The 19,909-nt window shown below is 69.7% G+C and carries 19 protein-coding genes; 7 read left to right on the top strand and 12 right to left on the bottom strand.

All coding sequences use genetic code 11. From position 1 onward, the window contains the following. Window positions 1-52 precede the first annotated feature (52 nt). On the top strand, window positions 53-586 hold the full coding sequence (locus DBV35_RS22910; RefSeq protein ID WP_108662676.1) for a CoA-binding protein: 534 nt from the start codon (window positions 53-55) through the stop codon (window positions 584-586). Window positions 587-608: 22 nt separating this feature from the next. Here the strand turns inward: DBV35_RS22910 and DBV35_RS22905 are convergent, their stop codons facing one another. From DBV35_RS22905 to fabI, 5 genes are read right to left on the bottom strand one after another with little or no spacing between them, the layout of a single operon-like run. Further along, window positions 609-1,160, bottom strand: coding sequence for a hypothetical protein (locus DBV35_RS22905; RefSeq protein WP_157961922.1), 552 nt, complete (start codon window positions 1,158-1,160; stop codon window positions 609-611). 7 nt (window positions 1,161-1,167) lie between these two features. After that, the gene (ribB, locus tag DBV35_RS22900) at window positions 1,168-2,265 is read right to left on the bottom strand and encodes a 3,4-dihydroxy-2-butanone-4-phosphate synthase (RefSeq protein ID WP_108662674.1); all 1,098 of its coding nucleotides are present in this window, start codon (window positions 2,263-2,265) and stop codon (window positions 1,168-1,170) included. Beyond that, window positions 2,262-3,344 (bottom strand): chorismate synthase, encoded by a 1,083-nt coding sequence (aroC, locus tag DBV35_RS22895; protein ID WP_108662673.1) that lies wholly within the window; start codon window positions 3,342-3,344, stop codon window positions 2,262-2,264. The genes ribB and aroC overlap by 4 nt, the downstream gene beginning before the upstream one ends. Beyond that, the gene (locus tag DBV35_RS22890; protein WP_108662672.1) at window positions 3,344-3,946 is read right to left on the bottom strand and encodes a histidine phosphatase family protein; all 603 of its coding nucleotides are present in this window, start codon (window positions 3,944-3,946) and stop codon (window positions 3,344-3,346) included. The genes aroC and DBV35_RS22890 overlap by 1 nt, the downstream gene beginning before the upstream one ends. Then, window positions 3,946-4,779 (bottom strand): enoyl-ACP reductase FabI, encoded by an 834-nt coding sequence (gene fabI / locus DBV35_RS22885; RefSeq protein WP_108662671.1) that lies wholly within the window; start codon window positions 4,777-4,779, stop codon window positions 3,946-3,948. The genes DBV35_RS22890 and fabI overlap by 1 nt, the downstream gene beginning before the upstream one ends. A 94-nt stretch (window positions 4,780-4,873) precedes the next feature. Here fabI and DBV35_RS22880 point away from each other — a divergent pair, with 94 nt between their 5' ends. Next, entirely contained in the window at window positions 4,874-6,355 is a 1,482-nt protein-coding gene (locus DBV35_RS22880; protein ID WP_108662670.1) for an FAD-binding oxidoreductase, read from the top strand. A gap of 16 nt (window positions 6,356-6,371) precedes the next feature. Here DBV35_RS22880 and DBV35_RS22875 read toward each other — a convergent pair whose 3' ends face one another. After that, window positions 6,372-7,124 (bottom strand): SOS response-associated peptidase, encoded by a 753-nt coding sequence (locus DBV35_RS22875; RefSeq protein ID WP_108662669.1) that lies wholly within the window; start codon window positions 7,122-7,124, stop codon window positions 6,372-6,374. A gap of 44 nt (window positions 7,125-7,168) precedes the next feature. Then, window positions 7,169-7,819 carry a LysE family translocator gene (locus tag DBV35_RS22870; protein WP_205648808.1) on the bottom strand — a complete coding sequence of 217 codons (651 nt, stop codon included), beginning with the start codon at window positions 7,817-7,819 and terminating at the stop codon, window positions 7,169-7,171. A 155-nt stretch (window positions 7,820-7,974) separates the two neighbouring features. On the opposite strand from DBV35_RS22870, the gene DBV35_RS22865 reads away from it, so the two are divergent. The 3 genes from DBV35_RS22865 to DBV35_RS22855 are packed head-to-tail and all read left to right on the top strand — an operon-like array spanning window position 7,975 to window position 10,119. Beyond that, window positions 7,975-8,673, top strand: coding sequence for a hypothetical protein (locus DBV35_RS22865; protein WP_108662668.1), 699 nt, complete (start codon window positions 7,975-7,977; stop codon window positions 8,671-8,673). 10 nt (window positions 8,674-8,683) lie between these two features. After that, the gene (gene ygfZ / locus DBV35_RS22860; protein ID WP_108662667.1) at window positions 8,684-9,484 is read left to right on the top strand and encodes a CAF17-like 4Fe-4S cluster assembly/insertion protein YgfZ; all 801 of its coding nucleotides are present in this window, start codon (window positions 8,684-8,686) and stop codon (window positions 9,482-9,484) included. A gap of 59 nt (window positions 9,485-9,543) precedes the next feature. Beyond that, window positions 9,544-10,119, top strand: a complete 576-nt coding sequence (locus DBV35_RS22855) for a YfbR-like 5'-deoxynucleotidase (protein ID WP_108662811.1) — start codon at window positions 9,544-9,546, stop codon at window positions 10,117-10,119. Here the strand turns inward: DBV35_RS22855 and DBV35_RS22850 are convergent. From DBV35_RS22850 to ppdK, 4 genes are all read right to left on the bottom strand, one after another. Further along, entirely contained in the window at window positions 10,107-10,517 is a 411-nt protein-coding gene (locus tag DBV35_RS22850; RefSeq protein WP_157961921.1) for a MarR family winged helix-turn-helix transcriptional regulator, read from the bottom strand. The genes DBV35_RS22855 and DBV35_RS22850 overlap by 13 nt on opposite strands. A gap of 278 nt (window positions 10,518-10,795) precedes the next feature. Continuing rightward, the gene (locus DBV35_RS22845) at window positions 10,796-12,007 is read right to left on the bottom strand and encodes an MFS transporter (RefSeq protein ID WP_108662665.1); all 1,212 of its coding nucleotides are present in this window, start codon (window positions 12,005-12,007) and stop codon (window positions 10,796-10,798) included. A 196-nt stretch (window positions 12,008-12,203) separates the two neighbouring features. Next, window positions 12,204-13,334 carry a cell wall hydrolase gene (locus DBV35_RS22840; RefSeq protein ID WP_157961920.1) on the bottom strand — a complete coding sequence of 377 codons (1,131 nt, stop codon included), beginning with the start codon at window positions 13,332-13,334 and terminating at the stop codon, window positions 12,204-12,206. A 223-nt stretch (window positions 13,335-13,557) separates the two neighbouring features. Further along, on the bottom strand, window positions 13,558-16,230 hold the full coding sequence (gene ppdK, locus DBV35_RS22835; protein WP_108662663.1) for a pyruvate, phosphate dikinase: 2,673 nt from the start codon (window positions 16,228-16,230) through the stop codon (window positions 13,558-13,560). 176 nt (window positions 16,231-16,406) lie between these two features. Between ppdK and DBV35_RS22830 the strand changes: the two genes are divergently transcribed. Further along, window positions 16,407-18,212, top strand: a complete 1,806-nt coding sequence (locus tag DBV35_RS22830; RefSeq protein ID WP_157961919.1) for a tetratricopeptide repeat protein — start codon at window positions 16,407-16,409, stop codon at window positions 18,210-18,212. Between the two features lie 75 nt (window positions 18,213-18,287). Continuing rightward, entirely contained in the window at window positions 18,288-19,130 is an 843-nt protein-coding gene (locus tag DBV35_RS22825; RefSeq protein WP_108662661.1) for a 4-(cytidine 5'-diphospho)-2-C-methyl-D-erythritol kinase, read from the top strand. On the opposite strand, the gene DBV35_RS22820 is transcribed toward DBV35_RS22825, so the two are convergent. Further along, window positions 19,127-19,891 (bottom strand): tRNA1(Val) (adenine(37)-N6)-methyltransferase, encoded by a 765-nt coding sequence (locus tag DBV35_RS22820; RefSeq protein WP_157961918.1) that lies wholly within the window; start codon window positions 19,889-19,891, stop codon window positions 19,127-19,129. The genes DBV35_RS22825 and DBV35_RS22820 overlap by 4 nt on opposite strands. Window positions 19,892-19,909: the final 18 nt, after the last annotated feature.

Raw genomic sequence — 19,909 nt, 5'->3', positions numbered from 1 at the left:
GGCCCCATCTACCCACGATGCCTTCCGTCCCCGCCAGCAGGTTCCCCGCTCCATGAATCATGACCGGTACGACGACTCCCTCATCGAGGGGATCCTCCACTCGGTGAAGACCATCGCGATGGTGGGGGCGTCGGCGAACCCCGTGCGGCCGTCGAATTTCGTGCTGCTCTATCTCGTGCAGAAGGGCTTCCGCGTCTTCCCGATCAACCCCGGCCAGGCCGGCAAGACGATCGGCGGGCAGCCCTGCTACGCCCGCCTCGCGGACGTGCCGGAGCCGATTGATATGGTCGACGTTTTCCGCGCGTCCGACGCGATCCCGTCTGTCGTGGCGGATGTGCTCGCGCTCGACCCACTGCCGAAGGTGCTGTGGCTTCAGCTCGGCGTGCGCAACGACGCGGCGATCGCGCCGGCCGAGGCGGCGGGCATCCAGGTCATCCAGAACCGCTGCCCGAAGATCGAGTATGGCCGCCTGTCGGGCGAGATCCGCTGGTCGGGCGTCAACTCGCGGCGCATCTCGGCGCGCCGCCCCGTGCCGATGGCGGGCATTCAGCGCCTCGGCCTCGCCCCGGACGCGAAGAAGGCCTGAAGGCTCACCCGGTCCGCCGCGCCTAGCTGCCGAACTTCGCGGCGGTGCGGAGCGCGTTGAGGCGCTCCTCCACGATGGCGGGATCCATCGCGAGGGTGTGCAGCGTCACCTTGATGGTGCGGCCGGAGACGCGGGCGTTCCGCGCCGCGATCCAGCGCAGCGGTGAGACCTTGTCCTTGTAGGCAAGCGCCTCCGGGAGCGGCCGGTCGATGGTGATGACGAGCGTCACGAGCTGCATCGTGCGCAGCGCCCGCCACTCCACCTTCATCGACTTGATGGCGTCCCAGCGGATCACCCCGATCCGCGCGACGAACACGCCGCGCATGTCCGCGCCGAGCTGCGGGGCGCGCATGTCGAGGGTCGGCCAGAAATAGAACGCGGAGAGCGAGCCGAGGAGGCTCAGCACCAGGAAGGACGGGTTGACCTGGACGACGGTGGCGAGGACGCCGAGCACCGTCACCATGCCGCCGCCATAGACCATCAGGTCGCCCTGATGCGCGCGGTAGCCCGTCACGAACGGCTCCGGACCGGACGGACGGCCGGGTCCAGACCCCTCCCCGAACCCCGCGCTCATGTCCACGTCAGTTCGTCCCTTCGACGGGCTCGGTGGCGGTGATCGCGATCCCGAACCCTTCGAGGCCGACATAGCGGCGATCGTGCGAGGCGAGGAGGCGGATCGAGTGGACGCCGAGATCGCGCAGGATCTGCGCGCCGAGCCCGATCTCGCGCCACTGGCGCGAGCGCGCCTGCGCGCTCTGGTGCCGCTCGTCATCCGCGTTGCCGGAGGCCGCCGCGACGCCGACCGCGCCGTCGCGCAGATAGACGAGGACGCCGCGCCCCTCGCGGTGGAAGCGCTCCAGCACGCGGCGCGGCGCCGTGGTGCCGAACACGTCGTCGACGACGCTCTCGCGCACGAGGCGGACCGGCACGTCCGCGCCGTCGCGGATGTCGCCGACGACGATCGCGACGTGCTGCAGCGTGTCGAACGAGGTGGTGTAGGAGACGACGCGGGCGGGGCCGGTCGCGAGCGTGCGCTTCTCGTCGCCGACGCGCTCGACGAGGCGGTCGTTGCGCTGGCGCCAGGCGATGAGGTCGTTGACGGAGACCTGGGCGAGACCGTGCGTCTCGGCGAAGGCGGTGACCTGCGGGCCGCGCATGACGGTGCCGTCATCGTTGACGAGCTCGGCGAGCACGCCGACCGTCGGCAAGCCCGTGAGCTGGCACAGATCCACCGCCGCCTCGGTGTGGCCGGAGCGGATCAGCACCCCGCCATCGCGTGCGATCAGCGGGAAGACGTGGCCGGGGCGCACGAAATCGGCGGCGCCGGAGTTCGGATTGGCCAGCGCACGCACGGTGTTCGTCCGCTCGTCGGCCGAGATGCCGGTCGTGAGGCCGTGCTTCACGTCGACCGACACGGTGAACGCGGTCGCGAGTGGGGCATCGTTGTCGGCCACCATCGGCGACAGGTGCAGCCGACGCGCGGCATCGCGCGTCATCGGCGCGCAGAGGATGCCGGAGGTGTGGCGGATCATGAAGGCGAGCTGCTCGGGCGTCGCGAGCGAGGCCGCGCAGATGAGGTCGCCCTCGTTCTCGCGGTCGTCATCGTCGGTCACGACGACAAGCTCGCCGCGTTCGAATGCGCGCAGCGCCGTCGCCACCCGCGTCGTATCTTCGTTCAACGCCGTTCCCCTACCTGTGCTCGATCACGCAGGTAGTGATCCGCGAGCACAATCGCCATCATCGCTTCGCCCACCGGCACGGCGCGAATGCCGACACAGGGGTCGTGACGCCCCGTGGTCGACACGTCGACCTCCTCGCCCCCGCGCGTGACGGAGCGGCGGGCGGTGCGGATCGAGGACGTCGGCTTCACCGCGAAGCGCACCACGACCGGCGCCCCGCTGGAGATCCCGCCGAGGATCCCGCCCGCATTGTTCGTCAGGAATTCCGGGCCGTTCGGGCCCATGCGCATCTCGTCGGCATTCTCTTCGCCGGAAAGGCGCGCCGACTCGAAGCCGATGCCGATCTCGACGCCCTTCACGGCGTTGATCGACATCATCGCGCTCGCAAGATCCTGGTCGAGCTTGCCGTAGATCGGCGCGCCCCAGCCGGCCGGCACGCCGGAGGCCTCGATCTCCACCACCGCGCCCACGGAGGAGCCGGCCCGGCGCACCTCGTCGAGCCGCGCCTCCCAGCGCAGCGCCGCGGCAGCGTCGGGGCAGAAGAAGTCGTTGTCGTCGACGATCGACCAGTCGCGCGCGCTCGCCCGGTCGCCGCCCATCTCCACCAGCGCACCGCGGATCGCGACGCCGGGCACCACCGCGCGGGCGATCGCCCCCGCCGCGACGCGCACGGCCGTCTCGCGCGCCGAGGAGCGCCCGCCGCCGCGATAGTCGCGGATGCCGTACTTGGCGTCGTAGGTGTAGTCCGCGTGGCCGGGGCGGTAGCGGTCGGCGATCTTGGAATAGTCCTTCGAGCGCTGGTCGACATTCTCGATGATGATGCCGATCGGCGTCCCGGTGGTGAGGAGCCCCTCGTCCGTCTCGAGCACGCCCGAGACGAGGCGCACCGTGTCCGGCTCGCGCCGCTGCGTCGTGTGGCGGCTCTTGCCCGGACGGCGCCGGTCCATCTCAGCCTGGATCGCTTCCATGTCGAGGCGGATGCCGGGCGGGCACCCGTCGACCACGCCGCCGATCATCGGCCCGTGGCTCTCGCCGAAGGTCGTCACGCGAAAGAGATGGCCGAACGTGTTGTGCGACATCAGAAAAGCTCGAGCCTGCCGTCCTTGAAGATCGCGACCTTGTCCTGCGGGGTCGAGAGGCTCGGCACCTCGTGCCACGGCACGCCGAGGATCAGCCCCTGCAGCACGCGAAAGACGCCGCCATGCGCCACCGCCACAGTATCGCGACTGACGCCTTCGAGCCACTCCCCGACGCGGGCGGCGAGCTCGGCATAGCTCTCCCCGCCGGGCGGGCGGAAGCTCCACTTGTCGCGCCGGCGCTGGTCGACGAGGCCGCGCTGGCCGCCGTCCTTCAGCTCCTTGTAGGTGGAGCCGGACCACTCGCCGAAATGGACCTCCTTGAGGCGGTCGTCCATCGGCACGGCGGGATCGAGGCCGAGCTTGGTGCGCACGATCGACATCGTCTCGCGCGTGCGCCCGAGCGGCGAGCAGACATAGGCGAGGCTGTCGGCCGTGACGCCCTCATCGCGCAGGCGCGCCGTCAGCCGCTCGCCATTGCCGGCCGCCTGGACGCGGCCGGTCGCGTTGATCGGAATGTCGAGCTGCCCCTGCAGCCGCCCTTCCACGTTCCAGTCGGTCTCGCCGTGCCGGATGTGGATCAGGCGCACGCCCTCCGGAAGCATCAGCCCGCGTTGCTTCCCTGATCGAGCACGCGGGCGATGTCCGGCGCGTCCGGCGCCTTCATGCCGACGACATGGTAGCCGCAATCGACGTGGTGGACCTCGCCCGTCACCGAGCGCGAGAGCGGCGACAGGAGATAAGCCCCCGCATCGCCCACCTCTTCGATGGAGACGACGCGGCGCAGCGGCGAGTTCAGCTCGTTCCACTTCAGGATATAGCGGAAGTCGCCGATCGCGGAGGCGGCCAGCGTCTTCACCGGGCCGGCCGACAGCGCGTTGACGCGGATGTTCGACGGGCCGAGATCGGCGGCGAGATAGCGCACGGACGTCTCGAGCGCGGCCTTCGCGACACCCATCAGATTATAGTTGGGCATCACCTTCTCGGCACCGTAGTAGGTGAGCGTCAGCAGCGAGCCGCCATCCTTCATCAGCGGCTCGGCACGGCGCGCGATGTCGGTGAACGAAAAGCAAGAGATGATGAGCGACTGGGTGAAATTGTCGAGCGAGGTGTCGACGAACCGTCCCGTCAGCTCCGTCTTGTCCGAGTAGGCGACCGCGTGGACGATGAAATCGAGGCTGCCCCACTCGTCCGTCACCTTGGCGAACACGGCGTCGAGGCTCGCCGGATCGGTCACGTCGCAATGACCCGCAACCATCGCGTCGAGAGAGGTCGCGAGCGGCTCGACCCGCTTGCGCAGCGCTTCACCCTGATAGGTGAAAGCCAGCGACGCGCCCTGGTCGTGCGCCGCCTTGGCAATGCCCCACGCGATCGATCGATTGTTCGCGACCCCGAAGATCAGTCCGCGTTTCCCCGCGAGAATGCCGGAGCCACTCATAAATCACGCCTTTGGAATTGTCTGCGCGCACGCGCCTCAAGGATCGCGCTATGACATACCGGGCACCCCAGTGCCAAGCAAGCGGAGCCGTTGAATGACCGAAGCAGTTCAAGTGAAGCCGACAACAGAGGAAGACAGCGCGCTCCAGGCGTTCCGTGCCGCCGTGACGGGAGACCTCGGCGAGGACATCCTTCTCGACGACCCGGAGCGGACCCCGCCCTATCTGCGCGAGTGGCGCGACCTCTATCACGGCACCACCCCCTTCGTTCTGCGCCCCCGCACCACTGAGGATGTCTCCACGATCGTGCGCCATGCCGCCGCGCACCGCGTCGTGCTGGTGCCGCAGGGCGGCAACACCGGCCTCGTCGGCGGCCAGATCCCGGTCACCGGCGGGCGCGAGGTTGTCGTCTCGATGGAGCGGATGAACGCCATCGTCGAGGTCGACCCGCGCGGCAACACGATGACCGTCGAGGCCGGCGTGATCGTCGCCGACGTCCAGGCCGCGGCCGAGGCGGCGGACCGCCTCTTCCCGGTCTCCCTCGCCTCGCAGGGCTCGTGCCGCATCGGCGGCCTCATCTCCACGAACGCGGGCGGGACCGGCGTCCTCGCCTACGGCAACACGCGCGACCAGGTGCTGGGGCTCGAGGTCGTGCTGCCGGACGGGCGGATCTGGAACGGGCTGCGCGGCCTGCGCAAGGACAACACCGGCTACGACCTCAAGCACCTCTTCATCGGCGCGGAGGGCACGCTCGGCATCGTCACCCGCGCGGTGCTGAAGCTCGCGCCGAAGCCGTTCGCGCGCGACGTGGCGCTCGTCGGCGTCGCTTCCCCCGCGGTCGCCCTCTCGCTGCTCGCGCGCGTGCGCAGCGCGGTCGGCGAATCGCTCACCGCCTTCGAGATCATCCCGCGGATCGGCATCGAGTTCGTCCTCCAATATGGGCACGGCACGCGCGACCCGTTCACCGCCGGCATCCCGCCCTGGATCGTGCTCATAGAGGCGAGTACCTTCTCGCCCGAGCGGCCGATGCGCGACGTTCTCGAGCAGGTGCTGATGGCGGCCTACGAGGACGAGATGCTGAGCGACGCGGTCGTCTCCCAGTCGATCACCGAGGCGGAGGATTTCTGGCGCCTGCGCGACCAGCTCTCCGAGGTGCAGGGCAAGGCCGGCGGCTCGATCAAGCACGACGTGTCCGTCCCGGTCGCCGCGGTGCCGCAATTTCTGGAAGAGGCGACGGCGGCCGCGCTCGCGGTCGTGCCGGCGGCGCGGCCGGTGCCCTTCGGCCACCTCGGCGACGGCAACATCCACTTCAACATTTCCCAGCCCGTCGGGGCGGACAAGGCCGCCTTCCTCGACCGCTGGGAGGAGATGAACGCCGCCGTCCACGCGGTGGTGAAGCGCCATCACGGCTCGATCGCGGCCGAGCACGGCGTCGGACGGCTGAAGCGCGAGCTCCTCTACGATGTGCGCGACGATGTCGAGCTCGACATGATGCGCTCGATCAAGTCGCTCTTCGATCCGCAGAACATCATGAATCCGGGCCGCGTCCTGCCGACGAAGCCGCGCGGGGCGCACTGACCCGCGCGAGCGCCGGTCAGAAGAGGGTCGGCGCGTCGTCGTCCGCGACGGTGCGCTTGCCCTTGCGACGCGGCGCTGCCTTGGCCGGCGCCGCCTCCGGTGCGGGTGCGGGCTCGGGATCGGGCGTCAGGAGGCCGATTCCCTCGTTGCGCGCGTTGGAGAGGAGCGTCGAGACCGGGCGCGCCGTGTAGTCGATCCGTTCGGTGAGGGCGAGCGCGTGGACCGCGTCGTCCATCGCCGGATCGAGCCATTCCGACCACGCGCCCTCCGGCACCGTCAGCGGCATCCGGTCGTGATAGAGGGCGGGAACGCCGACCGAGCCCGCCGTCAGGATCGCGGCGGTGTCGACCTCCTCGCCGTTCGGCCCCATCCAGGTCTCGGTCATGCCGGCGAGGGCGAACGGGCCGCCGCTCTCGAAGAGATAAGGGATCTTCCGCGTCCCGATCCGCTTCCATTCATAGAAGCCCGTCGCCGGGACGAGCACGCGGCGGCGGCGCAGCGCGTTGCGGAAGGTCGGCTTCTCCGCCGCCGTCTCCGAGCGCGCATTGATGAGAAGCGGAAACTCCCGCGGGTCCTTCACCCAGGACGGCAGGAACCCCCATTTCACCAGGAGGAGCGTGCGCGCGCCCTCACGATCGGCCTTCACCACGTGGATCGGCTGCGTCGGCGCGATGTTGTATCGCGGCGGAAATGGCTCGAACTCGCCCTCGATCGAAAAGAACGCGCGAAGCGCCTCGACGGGCAGGGTCAGGTTGAAGCGGCCGCACATAGGCGCCTCCCATCCTCTCCCGCCTCATATAGGGGCAGGATCGCTCAAATCAGCTTGAAATAGGTGACCGACAGGCGCCCGAGGATCAAGGCGCCGAAGCCGACGAGGAGCGCCCCGGCGACCACGTTGACCTTGGCGAGCGTCGATTCGTTGATGTGGACGCGCAGCCGCGTCACCACCGCCGCGAGGCCGCACCACCAGCCGAGCGTGCCGACCGCCACCCCTATGAGGAGCTGGACCGTGCCCCAGATATCCTCGCTCTGGGGCCCCCACTCGCCGAGCGCGCCGAAATAGGCCACAAATCCAAACACGGTGGCGGGGTTGGTGATGGTGAGGAAAAATGTGGTGAAGGCCACCTCGAACGCGCTCCGCCGGCGCGTCTCCACCGGGAGGGGGTGGCCGAATCCGGGCTGCCGCCACAGGATGCGCGAGCCGAACAGGATCACGAGTATGCCGCCGATGAGCTGGATCAACCGGCTGTGACCTTCGACGAAATCGCCGACCGTGGAGATCCCGAAGGCCGCCGCCGTCGCGAAGGAGACGTCGGCGAGCGACGCGCCCACCCCCGCCGCGAGCCCCACGCGGAACCCGTAACGGAACGCGCGTTGCATGATCATGACGTTGACAGGCCCGAGGGGCGCGGTGACGAAGATCCCCCCCAGAATGCCGAGTCCGATATAGGCGATGGGTGTCACACCGGCGGTTCCGTCAACATGATTGGTGTCCACCCATGAAAAATGCGAATGAAGGGCACGCCGATCCCGGCGAACCGGTCGGTGCGCCAAATAGGAGCAAAAGGTTCATGGGACGCCGAGCGTGTCACGCCATCGCTACCCTTCTTCTGGGTGCCATGATCATCACCCCGACAGCCTATGCCTATGCGCCAGTGGAGCTCGAAACAACTCCTCCCGCCATCGACGGCCTGAAGCTCGAACCCTTGAACCAGACGCGCGGCGCCAAGACTGGGCTGCCGAACATGCCAGTCGAGGTGCCGTCCGAAGGCGCTGAGGATGACGTTGACGAACCGCATTCAGGCGAAACGGAGGCAACGAGCGTGCCACCGGAGGCACGCGCGAAGATTGAGGACGTCCGTTACGGCCTCGACTCGCTTCCGCCGGCCGTCGCCGAGACGCGCGAGCGGCTTCTCGCGGCCGCCCGCAGCGGGGACATCGAGGCGCTGCGGCCGATCTTCGAGGCGCAGCGGAGCGCACCGATCGTCGCCGGAACCTTCGTCGTCGAGGATCCCGTCGCCTCGCTGCGCAGCCAGTCGGGCGACGACGAGGGCCGGGAAATCCTTGCGATTTTGACGGAGTTGCTCGAAACGGGCTTCGTCGCGATCGGCACCGATCGCGCCGCGACCTTCGTGTGGCCCTACTTCGCCGAGGTCCCCCTGGCGGACCTCACCCCGCCACAATACGTGGAGCTCTATCGCATCCTGACCGCCATCGACGTCGAGGAGATGGAGCAGATGGGGCGGTACACGTTTTTCAGGGTCGGCATCGCCGCGGACGGACGCATCCGCTATTTCACCGCCGGCGACATGGAGTGAGGAGAGCCCGGTGAACAGTCTTTTGCCAGGTCGTGCCGTCATATCGATCACAGGCGCCGACCGGCTCCACTTTCTGGAAGGCCTCCTGTCCTGCCATGTGGAGGAGATCGCGCCCGGCGAGATCCGCTACGGCGCCCTCCTCACCCCGCAGGGCAAGATCCTGACCGACATGATGGTCCACGGGTTCGAGGACCGGATCGCGCTCGACGTGCCGGCCGAGGCCGCCAGCGACCTCGTGCGCCGCCTCACCCTCTATCGCCTGCGCGCCGCGGTCGGGATCGAGGCGACGGACGAGATCGTGACCGTCGGCACCGATGGGACGCCCGACCCGCGCGGCGTCGCGCTCGGCCACCGCGCCATCGCACCGGCGGGAAGCGCGGAGGTCGTGCCCGACATCCTCGCCGCCTATCAGAGCGCGCGGATCGACGCCGCGATCGCCGACGCCGGGGTGGATTTCGAACTCGGCGACGTCTTCCCGCACGACATCAACATGGACGTCACGGGCGGGGTCGACTTCAACAAGGGCTGCTTCGTCGGGCAGGAGGTCGTCTCGCGGATGCGCCACAGGGGCACCGCGCGCCGTCGCACCGTCATCGTGGAGGGCGAGCGCGACCTTCCCGCGCCCGGCGCGTCCCTCTCGGTCGGCGGCAAGGATGTCGGCCGGCTCGGCACGAGCGTCGGCCCGCGCGGGATCGCGGTGCTGCGGATCGACCGCGTCGCCGATTCGGCCGAGATCGACGGCGCGCCCGTCAGCGTGCGCGTCGCTCCCGGCGCCCCCTTCGCCCTCACGGGCGCCGAAGCGGACGCGTGACGGACGCGACCGCCCGGCCCCGCCGCGCCCGCCAAGAGGCCCCGCGCGCCTGGCAGCGGATGCTGTCGGGCCGCCGGCTCAACCTGCTCGACCCCTCCCCGCTCGACATCGAGATCGGCGACATCGCGCACGGGCTCGCCCGCGTCGCGCGCTGGAACGGGCAGACGGTCGGCGAGCATCCCTACTCCGTCGCCCAGCACTCGCTTCTCGTGGAGCTGATCTTCTCGGAGATGAACCCGGACGCGACGGCGGGCGACTGCCTCGCCGCCCTCCTCCATGATGCGCCCGAATATGTCGTCGGCGACCTCATCTCGCCGTTCAAGGCGGTGATCGGGGCGGCCTATAAGGGTGTGGAAGAGCGCCTCGCGCACGCCGTGCACCTGCGTTTCGCGATCCCCAAGGGGTCGCGGCCGGGGCGGGCGAAGCGAATCAAGACGGCCGACACGGTCGCTGCCTTCCACGAGGCGGTCGCCCTCGCGGGCTTCACCGAGGCGGAGGCGCGGCGCTTCTTCGGCGCGCCGGCGGTGCCGACCGAGCGGCTCGGCACGCACCTCGTCCCCTGGCCGACGCATGCCGTCCAGGAGCGCTTCCTCGCGCGGTTCGCGGCGCTGGAGGCCGCGCTTCAGTCAGAGTGAGGGCGCGCCTCATCGGCAGCGCAGGGCGTGTCGCCGGGGTCGGCCCCCGCAACCTCCTCGAGGTCCGCGAGGAGGGCGTGCAGCGCCTCCAGCCGTTCCTCGCCATACTGGGCTTCGAGCTGCTGCGCGGTCGCCCGCCAGGCCTCGCGCGCCGCAGCGACCGTGGTGCGGCCATGCTCGGTGAGGCTGAGGCGACGCTCGCGCCGGTCGTCTCCGCAGGTGGCGCAGACGAGATCGGCCGCCCGCATCCGCTCCACGGTGCGTGACAGCGTCGTCCGGTCCGTCCCCACGCGGTCGGCGAGGGCGGACAGCGTCAGCGGGGCCTCGCGCGACAGGGCGGACAGCACGGCGTAGGTGACGATCGAGACGCCATGCTCGGCGAGCGCGGCGTCGTACATGTTCGTGATCTGCCGCGAAATCCGGCGCAGCCGGAGGCACGTGCACGGAAGCGCTCCGGTTTCCGTGACACAGGGGCGATCCCCATGAATTTCGATCGGCTGTTCCTTCATGATCGACATATAGTCGCTGTCAGGCGGCACGACAGCAAGAGGCTGCGGCAAGAGGAATAAAAATGCCTGAAGATCGCGCGCCTGACGACAGGCTTTTCGCGCGCGATCACACCTCTCTTTTGAGACGGGCCGTGCGCGGCACGGCCCCCGGGCGCGGCGTCGCCCGATCAGGCCGCCGCCGGGACCATACCGGCGAGGCGCGGCGCCGGCGCATCGCGGATCGGCAGGTGGACGATCGCGGCGAAGATGCCGAGCGCGACGCCGATCCACCACAGGAGGTCGTAGCTCCCCGTCTGCGCGTAGATCACGCCGCCGAGCCAGACGCCGAGGAACGAGCCGACCTGGTGGGAGAAGAACACGAAGCCGAACAGCGTCGCCATGTAGCGCGGGCCGAACATGACCGACACGAGGCCGGAGGTGAGCGGCACCGTCGACAGCCACAGGAGGCCCATCGCGCAGGAGAACACGATGACGCTGGTGCCCGAGATCGGCGTCAGCACGAAGACCGTGATCGCGACCGCGCGCAGGAGGTAGAGGATCGAGAGTGAGTAGGCCTTCGAATAGCGCTGGCCGATCGCGCCCGCGCCGAGCGAGCCGATGACGTTGAAGAGGCCGATCAGCGCGATCGCCGTGCCACCGAGCGTCGGCGACAGGCCGAGATCCTGAATGTAGGCCGGCATGTGCGCGATGATGAACGCGACGTGGAAGCCGCACACGAAGAAGCCGAAGGCGAGGAGGATGTAGCTGCGGTAAGCGAACGCCTCCTTCAGCGCCGCGCCGAGCGACTGCGTCGCCTGCCCCGGATCCGCCTTCGAGCGCCCCTGGAGGGGGATCGAGAAGGGCAGGATGAGAAGCGCGATGCCGGCGAAGAAGAGGAGCGCCTTCTCCCAGCCTTGCGTCCCGATCAGCACCGCGCCGAGCGGGCCGAACAGGAACATGCCCATCGACCCCGCCGCGGTGCCGAGGCCGAAGGCGAGCGTGCGCCGCGCCGGGGACACCGAGCGGCCGAAGGCGGAGATGACGATGGTGAAGGACGAGGCCGCCATGCCGAAGCCGAGCATGATGCCGAAGAAGAGGTGCATCGCGAACGCGCCCTCCGCATAGACCGTGCCGAGGAGGCCGAGCGCATAGAGGAGGCCGCCGCCGACGAGCACCTTCGAGGTGCCGTAGCGGTCGGCGATGGCGCCGGCGATCGGCTGGCCGATGCCCCAGACGAGGTTCTGGAGGGCAAAGGCGAGCGCGAACGTCTCGCGGCCCCATTCGCGGGAGGCGACCATGTCGTTCTGGAAGAGGCCGAACGCGGAGCGCTCGCCGAGCGAGATCAGCGCGATCCCCGAACCGCACGCGAGAATCAGGGGGATTGGGAATGAGCGCGACATCGAGATCTCCCTCCGGTGATGGATCGGAGATATCTCGCAACGCTTGCCATAGCAAGTATTGCCTTTCTCCTGTCCAGCGCGGTTGCATACGCGATGCGGGACATCCGAGCCATGCCGATTCTGCATCCCTGCATCTCGACCAAAGGTTAGATGCAGCGATCCCCGCACGTGGCCTGGGAGAAAGGTGCGGCGGCCCTCAGGTCCAGCCGCCGTTCCGGGTGATGTAGAAGATGTGGTCGCCGATGGTCTTCACGCGCCGCATGATGGGCGCCCATTTCGGGCTGACATTGACCGTGTGGTAGTGCGTCGAGGCGCCGACATCGTCGATCCACATGGTCTGCTCGGCGTAGCCCTTGGCGATCGTCATCGCCGTCTCCCACGCCTCCGGATCGCGCACGACGTCCTTGATCCGGTCGCAGGCGAAGGTGAACTGGCAGCGATTGAACCATTTCCGGTTCTGGTAGACGACCCCGCACACGTCGTCGGGATAGGCCGGGTTCTTCACCCGGTTGATCACGACCTGGGCGACGCCCTTCTGGCCGAGCTCGCTTTCCCCGCGCGCCTCGAAATAGATCGCCTGGGCGAGGCAGGTCACCGACTCCTCGCTGGCGACATCCTTCGGCAGCGGCCGGTCGGACCACCAATGGTCCCGCCCCTTGCCCGAAATCCCGTAGGCCCGCGTCCCGGTGTCGGAGAGTTCCTCCTCCGGCACCGCCGCGCTCGAGCCCATAAGCAATCGGAACGGCTCCTCGATGTCGACCCGGTCGGTCGCGTAGGCGGCGAGCATCGATGTGAGGGCGGCCTCGGCGAGCGCCGACGGCGGGGCGTGCGGCGGCGACGCGCCGGCCTCGCCCTTCCCCGTCTCGGGGACGCGCGGGCGCACGAAGGCGACCCGCGGCAGCGCCTCGCGATCGACGGGGCTGAGGAGGCCGGGAAGCTGGGTGACGCTGCCGCGGCGGCCGGTGCCGGTCATCGCGACCGGCGTCATCAGCCGGTCGCCCTTCGGCGCCACCCCGCGGGCAATCTCGGCATCGGCAAGCGTCGGGGCGAAGCCGTCCTGCAGCGGTTCGAAATGGGGGGAGAGGGCGACACCGGGGTCGGGTGCGCGCAGCGCCGTCGCCCAGGCGGGTCGCGCGTCGCGCAGGGTCGCGAGGGCGCTGGAATCGGCCACCTCCGCGGTGCTCACGCCGAGGAGCGTCAGACCGAGCGCGGCGAGCTTCAGCGTGGGGCGCGCGAAGCGGCGGAGCCAACCCCGCCGCGGCCCCGGCAGGTAGAGGGCCGGTCCGCGCGACGGGTGACGCACGCATCCGTGAGGAAGTTCGGTCAAACGCAACGCGACACAACTCCAGAACACACAGAAGGGAACGCCCGAACGCGGCATCCCGGTGCAATTTGATGGAATTGGGCTTTCGGAATCGTAAAGCGCATCGCCCGCATTCGAGGGACCGCCGGGCGGGGCCGCGAAATCGCCCGGTATCGGCCGGAAATGAGAACGCCCGCGGCGGGGGCCGCGGGCGTCCTGTCGTTCCGGAAAGGCCGGGTTGGCGGCCTCAGGCGGCCTTCGCGTGGGTCAGCGCAGCCTGGGCGGCGGCAAGCCGCGCGATCGGCACGCGGAAGGGCGAGCACGACACATAGTCGAGGCTCACGCTCTCGCAGAAATCGATCGAGGCCGGGTCGCCGCCATGTTCGCCGCAGATGCCGAGCTTGATGTCCGGCCGCACGGACCGCCCCCTCTCGGCGGCGATCCGGATCAGCGCGCCGACACCCTCGACGTCGATCGAGACGAACGGGTCGACGTCGATGATCGCCTCGTTCATGTACCGGCCGAGGAAGACGGCGGCGTCGTCACGGCTGATGCCGAAGGTCGTCTGCGTGAGGTCGTTGGTGCCGAAGGAGAAGAACTCCGCGCTCTCGGCGATCTTGTCCGCGCTGAGGGCGGCGCGCGGCAGCTCGACCATGGTGCCGACCTGGTAGGCGAAGGTCTGGCCGGTCTCCTCCGAGACGGCCTTCGCCGTCGCGTCGATGCGCCGCTTCACGTAGTCGAGTTCGGACTTGAGGCCGACGAGCGGGACCATGACCTCCGGCTCGACCGGCGCGCCGGTCTTCTGCGCGGCGGCGATCGCCGCCTCGAAGATCGCCCGCGCCTGCATCTCGGCGATCTCCGGATAGGAGACGGCGAGGCGGCAGCCGCGGTGGCCGAGCATCGGGTTGAACTCGGCGAGCGCCTGGGCGCGGGCACGCAGCTTGTCCGGCTTCACGCCGAGCGCCTCGGCGACGTCCTTGATCTCCTGCTCGCCGTGCGGAATGAACTCGTGCAGCGGCGGGTCGAGGAGGCGGATCGTGACGGGAAGGCCCGCCATGATCTCGAAGAGCTGCGTGAAGTCCTCGCGCTGCATCGGCAGGAGCTTGTCGAGCGCGACGCGGCGGCCCTGTTCGTCGTCGGCGAGGATCATCTCGCGCATCGCGGTGATGCGCGAGGGATCGAAGAACATGTGCTCCGTGCGGCAGAGGCCGATCCCCTCCGCGCCGAACTCGCGCGCGGTGCGCGCGTCGTGCGGCGTGTCGGCGTTGGTGCGCACCTTCATCCGGCGCGCCCGGTCGGCCCAGTCCATGATGCGCTGGAAGTCGCCCGAGAGCTCCGGCTTCAGCATCGGCACCGCGCCGACGAGCACCTCGCCCGTCGCCCCGTCGATGGTGATGATGTCGCCGGTCTTCAGCGTGACGCCGCCCGCGACCATCGTGCCCGCCGCATAGTCGATGCGCACCGAGCCCGCGCCCGAGACGCACGGCTTGCCCATGCCGCGCGCGACGACGGCCGCGTGGCTCGTCATGCCACCGCGCGTCGTGAAGATGCCGCCCGCGGCGTGCATGCCGGAGATGTCCTCCGGGCTCGTCTCGACGCGGCACAGGATGCACGGCTTGCCGGCGGCGGCGAGCCGCTCGGCCGCGTCCGAGGAGAAGACGATCTCGCCCGAGGCCGCGCCCGGCGAGGCCGGCAGCGCCTTCGCGAAGAGCTCCTTCTTGCCCTTCGGGTCGATCATCGGGTGGAGGAGCTGATCGAGCGAGGCGGGCTCGATCCGCTTCACCGCCTCGTCCTGCGAGATGATGCCCTCGTCCACCATGTCGACCGCGATCTTCAGCGCGGCCTTGGCGGTGCGCTTGCCGGCGCGGGTCTGGAGCATCCAGAGCTTGTTGCGCTCGATGGTGAATTCGAGGTCCTGCACGTCGCGATAGTGCGCCTCGAGCTTGTCGCAGACGGCCTTGAACTCGGCGAACGCCTCCGGCAGCGCCTTCTCCATGGAGGGCCGCTCGGAGCCGGCCTCGATGCGGGCCTTCTCGGTGATGTCCTGCGGGGTGCGGATGCCGGCGACGACGTCCTCGCCCTGTGCGTTGATCAGGAACTCGCCATAGAGCGCCTTCTCGCCGGTCGACGGGTTGCGCGTGAAGGCGACGCCGGTCGCCGACGACTCGCCCATATTGCCGAACACCATGGCCTGCACTGTGACGGCGGTGCCCCAGCGCTCCGGGATCTGGTGGAGGCGGCGATAGGTGATCGCGCGGTCATTGCGCCAGGAGCCGAACACCGCCCCGATCGCGCCCCAGAGCTGGTCGCGCGGGTCCTGCGGGAAGGGCTTGCCGGTCTCTTCGAGGACGATCGCCTTGTAGCGCTCGATGAGGGCGCGCCATTCCTCGGCGCTGATCTCGGTGTCGAGGTCGACGCCCTTCTCGGCCTTCAGGTCTTCGAGGTGCTCGTCGAAGAGGCGCATCGGCACGCCGAGCACCACGTCGCCGAACATCTGGATGAAGCGGCGGTAGCTGTCGACGGCGAAGCGCTCATCGCCCGCATTCTTGGCCAGCGCGTCGACCGTCTGATCGTTGAGGCCGAGATTGAGCACGGTGTCCATCATGCCCGGCATCGAGATTCGCGCGCCGGAGCGGACGGAAACCAGAAGTGGCATCTCAGGGTCGCCGAAGGTGCGGCCAGTCGACGCTGCGATCTGGTCCAGCGCCGCGTTCACCTCGCCCTCGAGCTCGGCCGGGTAGGCGTGGTCGTGCTCGTAATAGTAGGTGCAGACTTCCGTGGTGATGGTCATCCCCGGAGGGACGGGAAGGCCCAGGCTGGCCATTTCCGCAAGGTTGGCGCCCTTGCCGCCCAAGAGGTCACGCTGGCTCGCATCCCCCTCGGCTTTGCCATCGCCGAACGTGTACACCCATTTTCCCATTGGATCGCTCCCTACTGCGCTGCAACATCCTATAGGGCTCCAAACCGCGACGGGAAATGGCAAGTGTTATGTTCCTCGAGTTGAAATCCGATGTCGCTTGCCCCGAAGCCCAAGCCGGCTTACGTCAAATCGCTTATTGTTCGCCGCGCCAACGCCATTTGACGAAGGGATCCGCCTTGAAAAAGCGTCTTTCGGCCTCGCTCGGTCTCGTACTCGCGTTTGCCCTCCCCGCCGGCCACGTCCTGGCTGCACCCGAGGGCAATGAGCTGTCACCGCTGGCCGAATCGGTCGATCAGGTGAAAGCGCTGGGTCTCGGGTCATTGTCGGGCTACTACCTCGCAGCACGCCACGCGGGGATCAGCAACGACCTGAACGCCGCCGCCAATTTCTACACCTCCGCCCTCGCCCAGGACCCGGAAAATCCGGAGCTCCTCGACCGTTCCGTCCTGATGAACGTCGCGAGCGGCAATATCGGCAAGGCGGCCGAGCTTGCCCGCATCCTGCTCGTGTCGGACCCGAACGATCAGGTCGGCCTCATCACCCTCGCTGTCGCCAATCTGCGCGATGGCGAGAACGACGCCGCGATCGAGACGATCGGCAAGCTCGGCGCGCTCGGCGGCCAGCTTCAGGAGCTCATCGCCGCGCTGATGACGGCCTGGGCCACCACCGGCAATGGCAGCGCCGCCCAGGGCGTGAACATCCTCGACGATCTGAAGGGACCGGCCTGGTTCTCCGCCTTCACGACGCTCCATGGCGGCCTCATCGCCGACTATGCGGGCCTGTCGCAGATCGGCGCCCATCGCCTGCGCCTCGCCTATGAGCGCGACCCCGGCGCGATCCGCGTGGTCGACGCCTATGCCCGCCTCCTCGCCCGCAGCGGCGACAAGGACCGCGCGCTGGCGACGCTCGACGCGTTCGACGCGCGGATCGGCGGCAACGACCATTTCACCGCCCCGCTGCGCGCCGCGATCCAGAATGACGAGACGATCGAGCCGCAGATCGCCGACCCCCGCCAGGGTGTCGCCGAGGCGCTCTACGGAATCGGCAGCGCCGTCGGCCGCGAAGGCGGCGACACGTTCGCCGCGAGCCTCCTCCAGCTCGCCCTCTATCTCTCGCCCGAGAGCTACTATCCGGCGATGGCGCTCGGCCAGGTCCTGGAAGCGATGGAGCAGAACGAGGCCGCGATCGAGGTCTACCGCGCGGTCCCGGCCGACGTGCCGATGCGACGCAACGCGCAGGTCCAGGAAGCGCTGAACCTCAACATCCTGGAGCGTCACGACGAGGCGATCGCCCTCCTCTCCAAGCTCGTCGCGGACGATCCGACCGATGTCGGCACCGCGATCGCGCTCGCCAACGTCTATCGCAGCCTGGAGCGCTTCGAGGAGGCGACGAAGGTCTACACGGCGACCATCGAAGCCCTCGGCGAGGTGCCGGAGCCGTACTGGACCCTCTATTATTATCGCGGCATCTCCAACGAGCGGACGGACGCGTGGACCGCGGCCGAGGCCGACTTCCGCAAGGCGCTGGAGATGGAGCCCGAGCAGCCGCTGATCCTCAACTATCTCGGCTACTCCTACATCGACCGCGGCGAGAATCTCGACGAGGCGCTCGACATGGTGCAGCGCGCCGTCGCCGCCCGTCCGGAGGACGGCTACATCGTCGACAGTCTCGGCTGGGCCTATTACCGCCTCGGCCGCTACGAGGACGCGGTGCGCGAGCTTGAGCGCGCGGTGGCGCTGAAGCCGGCCGACCCGGTGATCAACGACCATCTGGGCGACGCCTACTGGAAGGTCGGGCGCAAGCTGGAGGCGATGTTCCAGTGGTCCCACGCCCGCGACAGCGAGCCCGAGGCCGCCGAGCTGGTGACGATCCTGAAGAAGCTGCGCGTCGGCCTCGACAAGGCGACCGCCGAGCCGGCGACCGAGACCGCGGCCGAGACCGTGGTTCCCGGCGTCACCGAGCCGGCCCCCGCCGAGCAGTAGGCCGCTTCAACGGATCCGGCGCGGCGGCGCGATGCGCCCCGCGCCGTTTTCGTTCCTGATCCCGGAGCCGCCACGGTGCGCGTCGACGCCCCCGCCAAGATCAACCTCGCCCTTCACGTCACCGGCCAGCGGGCCGACGGCTACCACCTCCTCGACAGCCTCGTCGCCTTCGCGCGGATCGCGGACGGCGACAGGCTGACGGTCGCGTTCGGCGACGCCCCGCCCCGCCTCACCATCGACGGCCCGTTCGCGGCCGACGTGCCCCCTGGCGCGGACAACATCGTCGTGCGCGCCGCGACTGCCTGCGGCGGCATTGCGGCGATCCACCTCCACAAGGGCCTGCCCGTCGCCTCGGGGATCGGCGGCGGGTCGGCCGACGCCGCGGCCGTCCTGCGCGCCGCCGCATCGACCGGTTCGCACACCCGGGCGGCGCTGTCGGCGATCGCGCTCGGCCTCGGCGCGGACGTGCCGGTGTGCCTTGCGGGCGCGGCGTGCCGGATGAGCGGGATCGGCGAGATCCTGACCCCGGTCGCGCTCCCCGCGATGCCGGCCCTCCTCGTCAATCCGCGCGTGCCGGTGGAGACGCGCGCCGTCTTCAAGCGCCTCGCACGCAAGGACAACCCGCCCCTCCCCCCGCTCCCCCTCTTCGCGACCACGGCGGATGTCGCCCGCTGGCTCGCCGAAACGCGCAACGACCTCGAAGCGCCGGCGATCGCGCTCGCCCCGGCGATCGCCGAGACGCTCGACGCCGTGCGCGGAATGGCGGGGTGCCTCTTCGCCCGCATGTCGGGCTCGGGCGCGACGGTGTTCGCGCTCTTTTCGGACGCCGCGGCGCGCGACGCGGCGGCGGCCCGCCTCGCCGAGGCGGCGCCCGGCTGGTGGGTCGCCCCGGCCGAGATCCTTCCCTCCGCGGGCTAATTTGCGAGAATCACCTCGTCGATCGTCGCCTCCCCCGCGATCAGCCGCGCGGCCTCGGGAGAGAAGCCGCCGCCCGCGCCGTGCATCACGAGGGGCGGCATCAGCGTCAGCGGGGCGCGGCTGAGGCGGCGCATGGTGAGGACGACCCGCAGCGCCGGCTGGCCCGCGCGGCTCAGCACCGGATAGACCCGGCAGGCACCGAAATGGGGCGCGGCCCCCGCCAGCACCTCGCCAAGGCGCGCGGGCGGGGTGATCATCCCGAGGAGCCCGTCCCGGCCGAGGAGGATGCGCGCCGCCCGCAGCCAGGGGGCGAGCCCCTCCCCGTCGAGCGCACGCGCCGCGTCGCGCTGCGGGTCCGGCGAGCGGCGCCCGGAATCGGCCGAATAATAAGGCGGGTTCATCAGCACCATCGCGACGCCCGGCACCTGCCAGCCGGTCCCCGCCTCCGCGATGTCGCCCGCGATGAAGCCGAGCCGCCCGGCGAGAGCCGCATTCTCCGGCCGCGCCAGCGAGGCCCTGGCAAGCGCCAGCGCCGCGGCGTCCCGCTCCACCCCGACGCCGCGCAGCCCCGGCGCGCGCACCGCCGCCGCGAAGGCGACGCCGCCCGTCCCGGTGCCGAGGTCGACGAACGTCCCCGTCGCCTCCGGCCCGACGAGGCTCGCGAGAACGATCGCGTCCGTGCCGCACCGCACGCCCTTGCGCGGCTGGAGGAGGTGGAAGCGGCCGCCGAGAAAGGAATCGAAGCTCGTCGCCTCGGACAAGGCGTCGCGGCGCGCCCC

Source organism: Acuticoccus kandeliae, from assembly GCF_003073115.1.
This window is presented reverse-complemented; position numbering and strand designations above follow the sequence as displayed.